Origin of the sequence: Planomicrobium stackebrandtii (genome assembly GCF_030814955.1) — a bacterium.
GTDB classification, from domain to species: Bacteria; Bacillota; Bacilli; order Bacillales_A; family Planococcaceae; genus Planococcus; species Planococcus stackebrandtii.
Window position 1 is genome coordinate 505,200 of the sequence record NZ_JAUSWB010000002.1, and the last position, 14,459, is coordinate 519,658.

Sequence of the window (14,459 nt, forward strand, 5' to 3'; positions counted from 1 at the left end):
CGTAGACCATGGGAGGATGCAAGCAAAAATGACCGAGAGAATTTTTCTATCATCACCTCATATGAGCGATGAAGGCTATGAACAACAATATGTAAAAGAAGCATTTGATACAAATTGGATTGCTCCTCTTGGTACAAATGTAGATAGATTCGAAAACGAACTAGCGGCTAAAGTCGGTTCTAAAGCCGCCGCTGCTTTATCATCTGGTACTTCAGCTATCCACTTAGCTTTGAAAGCCGCAGGCATTGAAAAAGACGACATCGTTTTTTGTTCGACTTTGACTTTTTCAGCAACTGCAAATCCGATCATCTATCAAAATGCCATTCCGGTGTTTATCGACAGTGATTACGAGACATGGAATATGTCTCCGAAGGCTTTAGAAAAGGCTTTTGAAAAGTATCCCCAAGTTAAGGCAGTACTGTTAGTCCATCTATACGGTTTATCAGCAGATATGGATCAAATTGTAGCACTTTGCATAAAATATAACGTTGCTTTGATTGAAGATGCAGCGGAATCGCTGGGAACTTATTACAAAGGTCAGCATACTGGGACTTTTGGTGATTACGGTATCTTTTCCTTTAATGGCAACAAGATCATTACCACTTCAGGTGGTGGGATGCTTGTTTCAAACAATGAAGAGCGTATTTCAAAAGCAAGATTTTGGGCTACTCAATCCAGAGATCAAGCAAGACATTATCAGCATAGCGAACTAGGCTACAATTATAGAATGAGCAATGTAGTTGCTGGAATCGGTAGAGGACAGCTTAAAGTCTTGGACAATAGAGTTAAGAAAAAAAATTACATATACAATTTTTATAAAAATAATCTTAGTGACCTTGAAGGTATAGAATTCATGCCAAACAATGAATGGGATAAACCGAATTATTGGTTGAGCGCTATGACCTTGACCGGAAAGATTCGCCCAATTGATGTCATGGATGCTCTTGAGAACGAAAATATTGAGTCGAGACCAGTTTGGAAGCCAATGCATATACAGCCATACTTTGAGAAGTATGATTTTGTCGGGACGGATGTTTCAGAGAAATTGTTTGAGAATGGGGTTTGCCTGCCTAGTGATACAAAGATTATGGATGAGCAGTTAGAAAGAATAGTGAAGATAATTCGAGGGTTGTGGTAATAAGTATGAGTGTTTCTAAAGGTGGAATATATAAACGATTTTTAAAACGTCCAATGGATTTCATTCTTTCCTTATTAGCTATTATTGTTCTTCTCCCGATTTTTTTTATTGTAGCTATCCTTGTTCGAACAAAATTAGGAAGTCCAGTACTTTTTAAACAAGAAAGACCAGGATTAAATGAAAGAATCTTTTCAATGTATAAGTTCCGATCTATGACTGATGAAAAAGATACAAGTGGAAACTTATTACCCGATCATATCCGATTGACCAAGTATGGTAAGTTTTTAAGATCAACTTCTTTGGATGAACTGCCAGGCCTTTTAAACATTTTAAAAGGAGATATGTCTATTATCGGACCAAGACCTTTATTAGTACAATACTTGCCTTTATACAGTGAGTATCAAAAGCAACGTCATGATGTTAGACCAGGTCTATCAGGGCTTGCTCAAGTAAATGGTAGAAATGCTATTAGCTGGGAAGAAAAATTTAAGTACGATGTAAAATATACTAAACAAGTTAGCTTCATTGGAGATTGGAAAATTATATTGCTTACTTTAAAGAAAGTGTTTCTTCGAGAAGGCATTAGCTCGAATACTGCTGTTACTATGGAAGCTTTTAAAGGGACTGAAAAACATGAACAAAAGTGAGAAAGAGAAACTTCTTATTATTGGTGCTAGCGGTCATGGAAAAGTAGTAGCAGATATTGCTCTTAAGATGAATGAATGGCAGCGTATTGCTTTTTTAGACGATGATGAAATTCTGAAAAAATCTCTTAGTCTTGATGTGATTGGTAATACAAAAAATTTGAAGGAATATGTTGATGAATGGGATATTTTTGTGGCCATAGGTAGTAATTCCACAAGAGAGAAAATCCAAGAAACATTGGATAAATTAATTGCAACTATACCAGTATTAATTCATCCACGAGCTGTTATCGGAGAAGAAGTCGAGATAGCGGAAGGTACGGTAGTAATGGGTGGTGTAGTTATTAACTCTTCAACTAAAATCGGTAGAGGTTGCATCATTAATACTGGATCTACTATAGACCATGATAATTTTATTGAGGATTTTGTTCATATCTCTCCAGGGGTTCATTTAGCTGGGACAGTAAAAGTGGGTAGTCGCTGTTGGTTAGGAATAGGTAGCATAGTTAGCAATAATATATCTTTACACAGAGATTCCAAAATTGGTGCGGGTGCAGTAATGGTGAAAGATACGATAGAAGCCGGTCTATATATCGGGTTACCGGCAAGGAGAGCATAGAGTATGAAAAAGAATGTATGGATATGGAATCATTATGCGACAAATATGTTTAAAGACCAAGCAGGCCGACATTATTGGTTTGCAGAAAATTTAAAGAACGAAGGATATAATCCCACTATTTTCTGCGCATCAACAATACATAATTCTGAAGAAAGTATTGATACCGGAAATCAAAAGTATTTGAGTAAAAATTCGGGAGACATACCTTTTGTTTTTGTCAAAACAACTAAATACGGAAATGATAGAAAAAAAAGAGTAATGAACATGCTCACCTTTTATAAGAATCTTTTTGTAGTTGCAAAAGAATATGCTGAAAAATATGGGAAACCAGATGTGATTTTAGCTTCGAGTGTCCATCCTTTGACTATGGTAGCGGGTATAAAGATAGCAAAAAAGTTTGGCGTACCTTGTATTTGTGAGGTAAGAGATTTATGGCCAGAAAGCATAGTAGCGTATGGTCTATTAAGCAGAAAAAACCCTGTCATAAAAGCTTTATATCAGGGTGAAAAGTGGATTTATCAGAATGCTGACTCTGTAATTATGACTTGGGAAGGTGGAAAAGACTATATAGTTGATAAGGGCTGGAAAGAGGAAATCGATTTAAACAAAGTTAGTCATATAAGTAACGGTGTCATAATAGATACTTTTGATAAAAATAGTTTGAAGAATAAAATAAGTGACTCGGATTTGGATAGCCAAAAATTTAGAAATATAGTTTATGCAGGATCTATAAGGAAAGTAAACAATATTGGAATGCTTTTAGATGCAGCTAAGATTATTCAGTCCGAAGGAATAGAAGATATCAAAATACTCATCTACGGTTCAGGTGATGAAAGTGAAATGTTAAAACAGAGATGTGAAATAGAAAATATAAATAATGTTATTTTTAAAGGTAGAGTTGAAAAAAAATATATCCCAGCAATTTTAAAAAAGTCACATGCTAATATTTTACATAATTCTAGTACTTCTTTGGATAAATACGGTCAAAGTCAAAATAAGTTTTTTGAATATTTAGCTGCTGGAAAACCTATAATTCAGACCTACTCTACCGGTTACAGTATCTGTGAGAGTACTAAATGCGGAATAAGTGCTATTAAACAGAGTCCTGAAGACATTGCCAAAGCAATTATTAGACTTTTCGATAGTGAAGTAAGCAGCCGTGAAATGGGTAATAATGCAAGAGAAGTAGCTTACAATTACGATTTTAAAGTACTAACTAAAAAGCTTATTAGGATAATTGAAAACATATAAAAAGGGGATATAAAAATGAAATTGTTTGGAGAAATTATAAAAAATAAAGAAAAAATAGCTGTTATTGGTTTAGGTTATGTAGGTATGCCAATAGCAGTTGCATTTGCAAAAAAAGTAAAAGTAATTGGGTTTGATTTAAATACTAGTAAAATTGATTTATATAAATCAGGTATTGATCCAACAAATGAAATTGGTAATGAGGCTATTAAGCATGCAAAAGTCGATTTTACGTCAGATGAGGTGAAATTAAGAGAAGCTAAGTTTTTTATTGTAGCTGTTCCTACTCCTATTAATTCAGATAAAACTCCAGACTTAGCACCTGTAGAAGGGGCAAGTAAAATTATTGGACGAAACCTTAGCAAAGGTTCCATAGTGGTATATGAATCAACAGTATATCCTGGTGTTACTGAAGATATATGTATTCCGATTTTAGAAAAAGAGTCCGGACTAAAGTGCGGAACTGATTTTAGTGTAGGTTATTCCCCAGAACGTATTAACCCAGGTGATAAAGTACATACTTTAGAAAAAATAATTAAAATTGTTTCAGGAATTAATAAAGAAAGTTTAGAAGAAATCGCAAAAGTATATGAACTTGTCATTGAAGCTGGAGTACATAGAGCAAGTTCTATAAAAGTAGCAGAAGCAGCTAAAGTTGTCGAGAATAGTCAACGTGATATAAATATTGCATTTATGAATGAACTTGCTATGGTTTTTGATCGTATGAATATTGATACTAATGAAGTGATAGAAGCGATGAACACTAAATGGAATGCTTTAAAATTCTATCCAGGCTTAGTTGGAGGACACTGTATAGGTGTAGATCCATATTACTTTATATATGAAGCTGAGAAGTTAGGATATCATAGTCAAATTATACTGTCTGGTCGAAAAATTAATGATGGTATGGGGAAGTTTATAGCAGAAGCCACTATAAAAAAATTAATACTTGCAAACAAAGTTGTTAAAAAATCAAAAGTAGTAATATTAGGACTTACATTTAAAGAAAACACACCAGATACTAGAAATTCTAAAGTAATTGATATCATTGAAAATTTAAGAGAGTATGGAATAAATCCGATTATCGTGGATTCTGAAGCAGATCCAAAAGAAGCTAAAAGAGAATACGATATTGAATTAACAAATTTTAATGATATCAAAGATGCTGATTGCATAATTTTAGCGGTGGCACATAATGTGTTCAAAGAAATTTCACTTACTAAATTGGATTCACTGTATGGAAAAATGAAAAAAGAAGAAAAAGTGCTTATTGATATAAAAAGCATATTAAATGAAGAAGAAATTATAGACAGAGGTTATAGTTACTGGAGATTGTAGATTATTAAAAGGAGGGACTGGTTAAGATAAAAGTTCTACATGTAAATTCCTACTTTAATGGAAGTCTTTTTTATAAAAACTTATATGAAAAACAAATACAAAAGAAGATGGATATAGATGTCTTTGTTCCGATAGCGAAAAATGATAAGGAAAACATTTCTAATCATGGGAAATATATAACGGTAAGCCCTAACTTCAAAAAAATAGATAGATTTTTTTATCATATAAAACATTATAAGATTCAAAAGAATCTTCAAAAAAAATATGATGTAGAAAATTTTTCTCTAATACATGCTCATTCTCTTTTTTCTAATGGATATATAGCAATGAAAATGAAAAAAAAGTATAATTTGCCTTATATTGTAGCAGTGCGAAATACAGATGTGAATATATTCTTTAAAAAAGTAATTTACTTAAGAAAAACTGGACTTAGTATATTATTTCACGCACAAAAAATCGTATTTTTATCGGAAGCTTATAGAGAGGTTGTTATTGAAAAGTATATTCCCGAATTTAAAAAAGAGGAAGTTAGAAAAAAATCCGTTGTGATTCCGAATGGAATAGATGACTTTTGGATAAATAACTTAGGGAGTAACCGAAGATTAGAAAAAAGCTTTAACCTCAAATTACTATATGTTGGAGAAATTAATGAAAATAAAAATATAACAAGTACACTTCAGGCTATTGAGTTGCTGAAACAAAAAGGTTTCTCAATTGAATTTACTATAGTAGGAAAAATTACAGACGAAAATATTTATAAAAAAATTATAGGAAAATCTTATGTGAATTACATAACACCTCTCAAAAAGGAGGAGTTATTAAATGTATATAGAAGTCACGATATATTTGTCATGCCTTCATTAAAAGAAACCTTTGGATTAGTATATGCTGAAGCTATGAGTCAAGGGCTGCCAATTATTTATACAGTAGACCAAGGATTTGATAGACAATTCAAAAATGGTTTTATAGGATACTCAGTAAACCCGCTCGATCCTAAAAATATTGCCGAAAAAGTTCTTGAAATTATAAATAAATACAATTATTTGTCTATTAATTGTGTGTCAAGTATTAATAAGTTTAATTGGTCTAATATTGAAGGTACATACAATGAAATTTATACTAGTATAGTGTCGGAAAAGGAAGATATAAATGAATGATTACACTATAAACTTAAACAAAGTGACACTTTTTTTCGTTCTTTTCTTATCAATACTTCCATTTTTAAATATAGGATCTTTTGGAGTACCCGTATTGTATTTATTAACACCAATTGGAATGTTTGTACTATTAATTCTTCTACTAGGAAAAATTGCGATTCCGTATGTACTAAAGCCAATTTTAATTATTTGTGGAATGATAGTTCTAGAAGTTTTTCTTTCAGCTTTCTATGGTTCAATTTCAGCATTTGGAACTTTTAAATTTCCAACAGATTCTATTCAGTATATTGTACGCTTTTTGTTTTTAATTTCATTTTTAATAATATTTTATAAGAATAAAATAGGTGCTAAAGTTTTTATTAAATACTTTTTAATAATCGCAAACGTAGGTATGTTGATAGGTGTTTTACAGTGGATACCTTGGGCAGGAAGGTTATTTCTTGTAGAAATGTATCCTTTCACGAAAGTAGATATTCAGTTATCTCATCTAGATAGATCCTTACATGCAATAAGGGTTCATGGAATAGCACAATTTGCCACAGCAAATGGTGGATTAGCCACTTTCTTCTTTATATTTGCATATTCTGTATATAAATACTTAAATCAGTACAAACTACTTTCAATTTCTCTGATACTTCTTTCTATTTTAAATATAGTCACAAGCCAAGCCAGAGCAGGGATGTTAGCTCTTGTATTTGCTGTAATTTTATTATACTTAATAGATGTCTATATTTATAAAAAAAGCTTTAAACCCACTATATACTTTTCTGTCTTGATAATAGTCGTCTACGCTTTCGGATATTCTTTGTATCAAGCAGGAAACGAATTTGTTGAAACTATAGTATTTAGATGGACTGAGTTATTTAAAACAAATGGCGGTGAAAGAACAGATCAAATAGAATATGGAATTAGTTTATTAGATAGTCCTATGGATTATTTATTTGGATTATCTAAAGTATTTCAAAGTCAGGGGGATTTAAATTTTTTCATTGAAGTAGAACCAGTAAATATACTAGTTCTTTACGGTGGATTAGGATTTTTCCTTCAATATTCTTTAATATTGTTTATTTCAATGTATTTCCTGAAAAACATTAAGAAAAACATAAACAATAAAGAAGTTTTAGTATTAATCATAGCTTCTTTAGTAGGCCTTTTAAGTTATCAAGTTTTTTCTACAGGATACTATTTTTATAGAGAAATAAGAGTTGGTCTGTTTCCATGGATTCTAATGGGCGTGGCAATTGGAGTTAATGAAATGTATAAAAAAGAAGAGATATCTGCGAATCCAAAAAAAGTTTTTTATTTTAAATCCTAAAAGAGTTTTGTAGTAGATAGGAGAAATAAAGCATGCGTAATAATATTATTATATTCTCACATAATACACATAGTTTTTTAAAAAATGAAATAATTTATGCAGCTAATACATTTAAAAAAGTCATATTTATATCACCCTATGACGCAGAACTAAAAGAAACTATTAATGGCTTTTCGAATGTGGAATACTTATCTTTTAACAGTATAACTTTAAGAAACAGTTTATTGAAATCTATAAAAAAAGTTACAAACAAATATGTCTTAATTGAATTATTCGAGGGAATTCGAAGTGGATTATTTACAAAGTCATATCTGAAGAGAGTATTAAGTTTTTTGGCATTTCAAAAAATGTTTGATGATTTTTTAGGAAAAAGTATTAAAATTTCTAAAGAGGATTCAAAAAATTGGGTTTTTTATTCTGCATGGTATTATGGAACGGCCTTTGCAATGGCATTATCCAAAAAAAAATTACCTGGTATTAAAGTAATTTCATTGGCCCACTCTTTCGAAATTGATGGAGAAAAAAATCTCTATACAAACTTACTGTTTAGAAAGCTATATCACCCCCTATTGGATCAAGTTAGCTTTATTAGCAGAAACGTATGCGAAATGTATAAGGCAGATGTAGTAAATCCTTTAAAACTCACTTTAGAAAATATAAATATTAACTATTTAGGAACAAAAAAATTATTAAAAGGAAAAAGTGTGGCTTCGGCAGATAATAAGTTAAGAATTGTATCATGCTCTCACCTAGTTCCGATAAAAAGAATAGACATGATATTTAGAGCTTTGGATAGTATGACTGGGATTGAAATTGCATGGACTCATATTGGAGACGGCACTGAGATGGAAAAGGTTAAGAAGCTAGTTAACTCAAAAAAAAATTCTAAACTGCAAGTAAACTTACTCGGATCTATAGAAAACAAAAAAATTCATGAGTTTTATATAAATAATCCTGTTGATATATTTATTAATACTAGTGCATCTGAAGGAATACCAGTAACTATAATGGAGGCACTTGCTTATGGAATACCAGTAGTCGCTACTGATGTAGGAGGAAATTCTGAAATTGTAAAGAGTGACTTTGGAAAAATTATTAGTAAAAATCCGAGTCTTTCAGAAATTGAGCAAGCCATTATTTCTATTAACAATCTTTCAATTGAGAAAAAGGATAATATGAGGTTAAGTGCATCAGAATTCTATCAAAGTAATTTTAATTCGGATAAAATAAGAAAAGATTTCTTTGAAATCTTAAGTGCAGATTGATGTAAGAGAGCAGTTCCTAAAATACAAAAAAATATTTAATTAAATTTAAGTGAAGATAGGAGAAACAATGAAAATATTAATTGAGAACACAGTTCCATTAAATAATGGTGATGCAGCTTTAATTTTTTCGATAGGTGAAAAATTTGAGGAGGCGGGGAATGAAGTTTATTATAGTGTTCCTCACTTAAAGAAAATCAAGGAAATATATCCAGAAAAAAACTGGATTCAATCCTTTTTACCATTAAGAGTAATTAAAATTCCAGTAGTTGGACTAATTATATTAAGTATGTTGTTGATCTCATCAAAAGAACATAGAAATTTTGATGCAATAATTTCAGCACCAGGAGGATATATCAATAGCTACTATAGCTTCAAAAGACGTCTTCAATTAATGACTTTATATAAATTTTTATTAAGGAAAAAAATTTATATGTATTCTCAATCTATAGGGCCTTTTAAGGAAAAAGACTCAAAAATATTTGCTAAATATGTTAAACACTTTAATTTATTTTATGTAAGAGATGACATTTCTATGAATAGAACTTTGGAATTAGGAAACTTTAAGAATTTGTTTCAAACAAAAGATGCTGCATTTTTATTGAAAACTATTGATTATTCCAAAATCAAGAACAATAAAGTTGCAATTTCGGTTAGAGAGTGGAAATTTGATGATAGAAGTGAGAAAGTTTATTTTGATTTAATCAAGAGTATTGTAAATTATTTTTATGAAAACGGATATGAAGTTACTTTCCTATCAACTTGTCAAGGAGAGCCTATGTATAAAGACGATTCTTTAGTAGCAAAGAAAATCTACAGTGAACTGGATAAAAAAGTTCAAAATAGTGTAAAAGTGGATGACAGCTTTTATAACTTACATGATCTTAGAAAAAGATTAACAAATTTTGATTTTGTAGTTGGAACACGTTTACATATGTGTATATTATCATGGCTATCTGGTACTCCTGCACTTAACATATCTTATGAGGAGAAAGGAAAAGAGAGTTACAAATACTTAAATATCGAGAAATATTCGATAGATTATAATCATTCTGGAGAAATTGATACAGTTTTAAGTAACTTTGTAAACGAAAGTAAATTTTCAGATGTATTTAAAAAAATTAAAGATGTACAAATAGAATCGAATGAGAATTTTAAAAAGTTGTATAAAGATATTAAGGAGTAAAAGTTATAGTTTAATAGGTTTTCCAGTGTAAACTACCACTCTATAAAACACTATATTATTGTAATAGAATGAAAGTGGTAAATGTTAAGGAGATAAAATGAATATTTATAAGAAACTTTTAAATAATTCTTTGATTTTCGCTGTTGGAAGTTTAGGTGTGAAATTAATATCTTTATTTCTTCTTCCTTTATATACATTTTATTTAACGCCTAGCCAATTCGGCACTGTAGATTTAATGACAGTAACAGCCACTCTTGTCATTCCCATTTTTACTTTAAGTATTAGTAACTCTATTTTAAGATTTGTAATGGACAAAAACTATGATAAAGAGTCAGTTTTAATCAATTCTTTATTTGTGAGCGCTTTGGGTATATTTGTTTTAATACTAAGTTATCCACTTGTAATATTAATTTTTCCATTTAAAGAATATATCGAGTATTATTACATTTTTTTAGTGGTGCAAATCTTAAATAGTTTACTAGCACAATATGTTAGGGCAAATGGCAGTGTTAAATTATTTGCAATAAATGGGATTGTAACGTCGCTACTTCTATTAATAAGTAATCTGCTTTTTTTAGTAATTTTGGAAATGTCAATTAAAGGATATTTGTTGAGTTTTATTACAGCATTTACTTTAAGTAGTGTCTTTATCTTTTTTTATGGGAACATCAAAAAAGATATCAATATCAAAAAATTTAATAAATCACTTTTAAAAGAAATGTTAATTTTTAGTATCCCCTTAATTCCTAATGCACTAATGTGGTGGATTATGGGGGTATCCGATCGTTATTTAATTACGTATTATATGGGTTTGAGTTCAGTGGGTTTGTACGCAGTAGCGGTAAGAATACCAAGTATTTTAAGTATTATTAACTCAGTATTTTTTCAAGCTTGGCAGATGTCAGCAATTGAAGAAGCAGATTCTAAAGAAAAATCTTTATTCTATACAACAGTATTTAATGTTTTTTCGCTTACAATGCTTATTGTGACATCTCTCATACTTCTATTCTTGAAGTTACTAATGGGATTAATTGTTTCAGATGCTTTCTTCGAAGCTTGGAGGTATGTTCCTTTTTTACTTCTTGGAGTTGTTTTTTCTAGTTTTTCTGGGTTTTTAGGTACTAATTATATAGCATCGAAAAAAACTGCGGGAGTTCTTAAGACTTCAATAATAGGTGGACTATTGAATATAATTTTAAACATTATTCTAATTCCAATATTGGGTATAAACGGAGCAGCTATAGCGACTATGATAAGTTTCTTTATAGTTTGGGTATTGAGAATTAGAGACACTAAGAAATTTGTAGAAATAAAACTAAATACTTTCAAACTTTCCTTTACAATTTCTTTGATTTTCCTCCAAATATTTGTTATGTACTGTAATATTAATCAAGGTAATTTATTAGAGTTATTTATATTTATTGTAATTGTCTTAATTAACTATAAAGAAATAGTTTTGTTATTTAATAAAGTAAAGAAGAAAGTATTGAAAAAATAAATTGATTTTTTTATTATAACCAAATTATTATTTAAAGATGGAACAGTTCTTGAAACTTTAAGTTTGGTTTAGTTGAACTATAAGTTTGTGAAATATACGATTAATAACGTAGAGTAGTTAAAATATATAGAATCGTCGAAGTTTTAAAAGCTAAAAAAATAGTTTAAACAATTTCAACCTAAGTTTCTTCTTATACTATCTACTACCGTAAAGTAGTTGCTGGATGTTTTGAATCTTCGAATAAAAAAGTTTACAATTAGTGTTATATATAATTAGTAGTAAAAGAAGCTTTAGCTTAGTTGTAAAACTAAGTAGTCTCGAAAAGTTAGATTACGAGAGGTGCAAATATGCGAGTGAAAAAAGCCATCATTCCTGCTGCAGGTCTAGGAACTCGATTCTTACCAGCTACAAAAGCAATGCCAAAAGAAATGTTGCCAATCATCGATAAACCAGCGATTCAGTACATAATTGAAGAAGCTATTGCTTCTGGTATTGAAGACATCATCATCGTGACCGGAAAAGGCAAGCGTGCTATTGAAGATCACTTTGATCATGCATTTGAGTTGGAAAATACACTCATGTTAAAAGGTAAACAAGAAATGCTGAATTCTGTTTTAGAAACTTCTAAAGTAGAAATTCACTTTATTCGTCAGAAGCAACCGCTTGGCTTGGGCCATGCAATTTGGACTGCACGTAAGTTTATCGGTAACGAGCCTTTCGCTGTATTATTAGGGGATGATATTGTTGAAAATGATGAACCATGCCTGGCTCAATTGATGGATCAGAACGAAAAGACAGGTAAAAGTGTTATTGGCGTAAAGCAAGTAGCTGAAAAAGATACGGAAAGATATGGTATTATTGATCCTGTTTCTGTTGAAGGGAAATTGATTGAGGTTAAAAGATTTGTCGAAAAACCAACTTATGGAACTTCTCCATCCAATTACGCCATCATGGGTCGCTATATTTTAACTCCAGAAGTATTCAAATACTTAGGAGAGCATCAGATTGGGGCTCATGGGGAAATTCAATTGACCGATGCCGTCCAGAAGTTGAATGAAGTCCAGCGCGTTTTTGCATATGAATTTGAAGGACAGCGTTTTGATGTGGGGGAGAAATTCGGATTTATCGAAACAATGATAGAGTTTGCTCTAAAGCGTTCGGAGTTTAAAGATCAGTTATTAGAATTATTTGAGAGAAAATTGGCGGAGCAGAAGTTTTCTATTAGGCAGTAAAGAAATATCTTTAATTGAAATCTACTTTAACTTATTGACTAATTACGGTTTAATAGACACTTTAATAAAAGCAACATGCTATCATGTGAATTCGATATTGTAAAAAAGGAGACAACTTTATTTAAGGTGATTGTTTATTAAGCTACCTTAATACTATGTGTGTTTTTAACTAATTTTATCACACTGCTCTTACACGTAACTACCTGCCGGTAAAAGCGCCTTGATTTATGAATACTGCCAACGAAATGAGCTAATTATGTCATATTTTGAGCCACTTGAGAAAACAAGAGAGCCACTACCTGACGGTAGTGACTTTTTTTACCGCAAGCGCGTCCAATAGCGAACACATTCTAATAGAAGATTCTTAATGAGATACTCTTTCCAGAATTGAATTTCTGGGAGGAGTTTTTTGAAAAGAAAAGAGAAAGAATTGTATTGGACAGCCCCAATCAGCCAATATCGGCAAAGTGGAGATCCTTTGGTCCAGTGATGTGGAAGGTGTCAATGCCGGTTTACTTTTCCCTAATATAGCCGGAATAAAATTCCCCAATTGAGCTACTTTGCAGGTGGGGTAGCCGGATAAATTCCGGCTTTTTTCTTTTCCTTCAGGCGATAAGAATCGCCTTTGATGTTAAATGTCACCGAGTGGTGAAGCAGGCGGTCGAGAATGGCTGTGGCTAAGACATCATCCCCGAAGACCTTTCCCCATTCGATAAACGATTTGTTCGAGGTGAGAATCATCGCGCCATGCTCATATCTCTTCGAGATGACTTGGAAAAAGATATTCGCTGAGAACTCGTCAAACGGAAAGTAGCCGACCTCGTCCAACACGATCAAATCCGGCCGTGTCCATTTCTTGATGAGCCGGGAGACCGTACCTTTGGCTTCTGCCTTGTGACACTCCGCGACCAGATCGGCTGCGGTGAGGAACAGGACACTATAGCCTTGGGTGAGGGCTTCCAATGCAAAAGCGATCGCAAGATGCGTCTTGCCGACACCTGGCGGTCCCAGGAGAAGGCGGTTTTCCCCCTTCGCAATGTACCGACAGGTCAGTGTTTCGTTGATGCGTTGCTCGTTAAGACTAGGTTGAAATGCCAACTCAAAATCATGGATGGTTTTGGTGTAAGGGAGTTTCGCTCGGTGAATCCTTCGGTTCAATTCGGTGGATTCTCGGTGTTCCCATTCCCCCGAAACCACCGTGTGTAAAAAGTCGAAATATGATACATTATGGGTAGAAGCGTTCTCGACCAAATCATCGAGCTGGCTAGCCGTATGCGACCAGTTCAGCTGATGCAGCCGTTCTTCCAGAAGGGATTTCATTCGAAATCACCTCCTTCAAAGGCGGCGTAAGCTGCGAGGGAACGTGCTTCAACGTAAGGAGTGGAAACGATTGAATCCTGGGTCGCCAAACCGATGGGATTCTGTTGTTTTCGCTCTTTTTCTTTTGCCTCCTGCATTCCCTCGTAATGTTCAAAGCGGACATGAGTACGTGTTTCACCAGAAAGAATCGGGTGTTGCGCAATGCATTCCACTTCGTCAAAAATCTCCAATTGCTTCTCCAGCGTCACCTTGATTTTCACTTGATGACCGGCATACCGAAACGGAACGGAATACTTATTCCCCAAGTAGGAGACGAAACAGTCGCGACTGACTTCACGCATTTCCCAATGCGTGGTCGGGAACAACTCCTTCGTTCCCCAAGCCTGCAGAAAAGACTGTTCCTTTTGCCAGCGCTGAACCGGCGGTTCCTGGGTCGTTTCATTCTTTTTCTTGTTTGCGATCTGATCCAGCCATTTGCGCATGTCCTGGTTCAATGCTTCAA

Annotated in this window: 13 protein-coding genes; 11 read left to right on the top strand and 2 right to left on the bottom strand. The window is 32.6% G+C overall.

From position 1 onward, the window contains the following. Positions 1-28: 28 nt before the first annotated feature. The 11 genes from QOZ98_RS05955 to galU all read left to right on the top strand — a co-directional run bounded on the left by QOZ98_RS05955 (position 29) and on the right by galU (position 12,637). Positions 29-1,138, top strand: a complete 1,110-nt coding sequence (locus QOZ98_RS05955; RefSeq protein WP_308786562.1) for a DegT/DnrJ/EryC1/StrS family aminotransferase — start codon at positions 29-31, stop codon at positions 1,136-1,138. Positions 1,139-1,143: 5 nt separating this feature from the next. Further along, on the top strand, positions 1,144-1,785 hold the full coding sequence (locus QOZ98_RS05960; protein WP_308786563.1) for a sugar transferase: 642 nt from the start codon (positions 1,144-1,146) through the stop codon (positions 1,783-1,785). Continuing rightward, complete coding sequence (locus tag QOZ98_RS05965) at positions 1,772-2,401, top strand: acetyltransferase (protein WP_308786564.1); 630 nt, start codon at positions 1,772-1,774, stop codon at positions 2,399-2,401. The genes QOZ98_RS05960 and QOZ98_RS05965 overlap by 14 nt, the downstream gene beginning before the upstream one ends. Before the next feature lie 3 nt (positions 2,402-2,404). After that, entirely contained in the window at positions 2,405-3,652 is a 1,248-nt protein-coding gene (locus tag QOZ98_RS05970; protein WP_308786565.1) for a glycosyltransferase family 4 protein, read from the top strand. A 15-nt stretch (positions 3,653-3,667) separates the two neighbouring features. Continuing rightward, positions 3,668-4,987 carry a nucleotide sugar dehydrogenase gene (locus QOZ98_RS05975; protein WP_308786566.1) on the top strand — a complete coding sequence of 440 codons (1,320 nt, stop codon included), beginning with the start codon at positions 3,668-3,670 and terminating at the stop codon, positions 4,985-4,987. Positions 4,988-5,013: 26 nt separating this feature from the next. Beyond that, a complete protein-coding gene (locus QOZ98_RS05980) occupies positions 5,014-6,144 on the top strand; it encodes a glycosyltransferase family 4 protein (protein ID WP_308786596.1) in 1,131 nt (376 codons plus the stop codon). After that, positions 6,137-7,459, top strand: coding sequence for a hypothetical protein (locus QOZ98_RS05985; protein ID WP_308786567.1), 1,323 nt, complete (start codon positions 6,137-6,139; stop codon positions 7,457-7,459). The genes QOZ98_RS05980 and QOZ98_RS05985 overlap by 8 nt, the downstream gene beginning before the upstream one ends. Positions 7,460-7,491: 32 nt before the next feature. Beyond that, positions 7,492-8,724 (top strand): glycosyltransferase, encoded by a 1,233-nt coding sequence (locus tag QOZ98_RS05990; RefSeq protein WP_308786568.1) that lies wholly within the window; start codon positions 7,492-7,494, stop codon positions 8,722-8,724. A gap of 67 nt (positions 8,725-8,791) precedes the next feature. Further along, positions 8,792-9,907, top strand: a complete 1,116-nt coding sequence (locus tag QOZ98_RS05995) for a polysaccharide pyruvyl transferase family protein (protein WP_308786569.1) — start codon at positions 8,792-8,794, stop codon at positions 9,905-9,907. A gap of 97 nt (positions 9,908-10,004) precedes the next feature. Then, positions 10,005-11,405 carry an oligosaccharide flippase family protein gene (locus QOZ98_RS06000; protein ID WP_308786570.1) on the top strand — a complete coding sequence of 467 codons (1,401 nt, stop codon included), beginning with the start codon at positions 10,005-10,007 and terminating at the stop codon, positions 11,403-11,405. A 347-nt stretch (positions 11,406-11,752) separates the two neighbouring features. Next, positions 11,753-12,637, top strand: a complete 885-nt coding sequence (gene galU / locus QOZ98_RS06005; protein ID WP_308786571.1) for a UTP--glucose-1-phosphate uridylyltransferase GalU — start codon at positions 11,753-11,755, stop codon at positions 12,635-12,637. A 555-nt stretch (positions 12,638-13,192) separates the two neighbouring features. Here the strand turns inward: galU and istB are convergent. Continuing rightward, entirely contained in the window at positions 13,193-13,957 is a 765-nt protein-coding gene (istB, locus tag QOZ98_RS06010) for an IS21-like element helper ATPase IstB (protein WP_308786572.1), read from the bottom strand. Further along, entirely contained in the window at positions 13,954-14,451 is a 498-nt protein-coding gene (locus tag QOZ98_RS06015; RefSeq protein WP_308786573.1) for a Mu transposase domain-containing protein, read from the bottom strand. The genes istB and QOZ98_RS06015 overlap by 4 nt, the downstream gene beginning before the upstream one ends. Positions 14,452-14,459 lie beyond the last annotated feature (8 nt).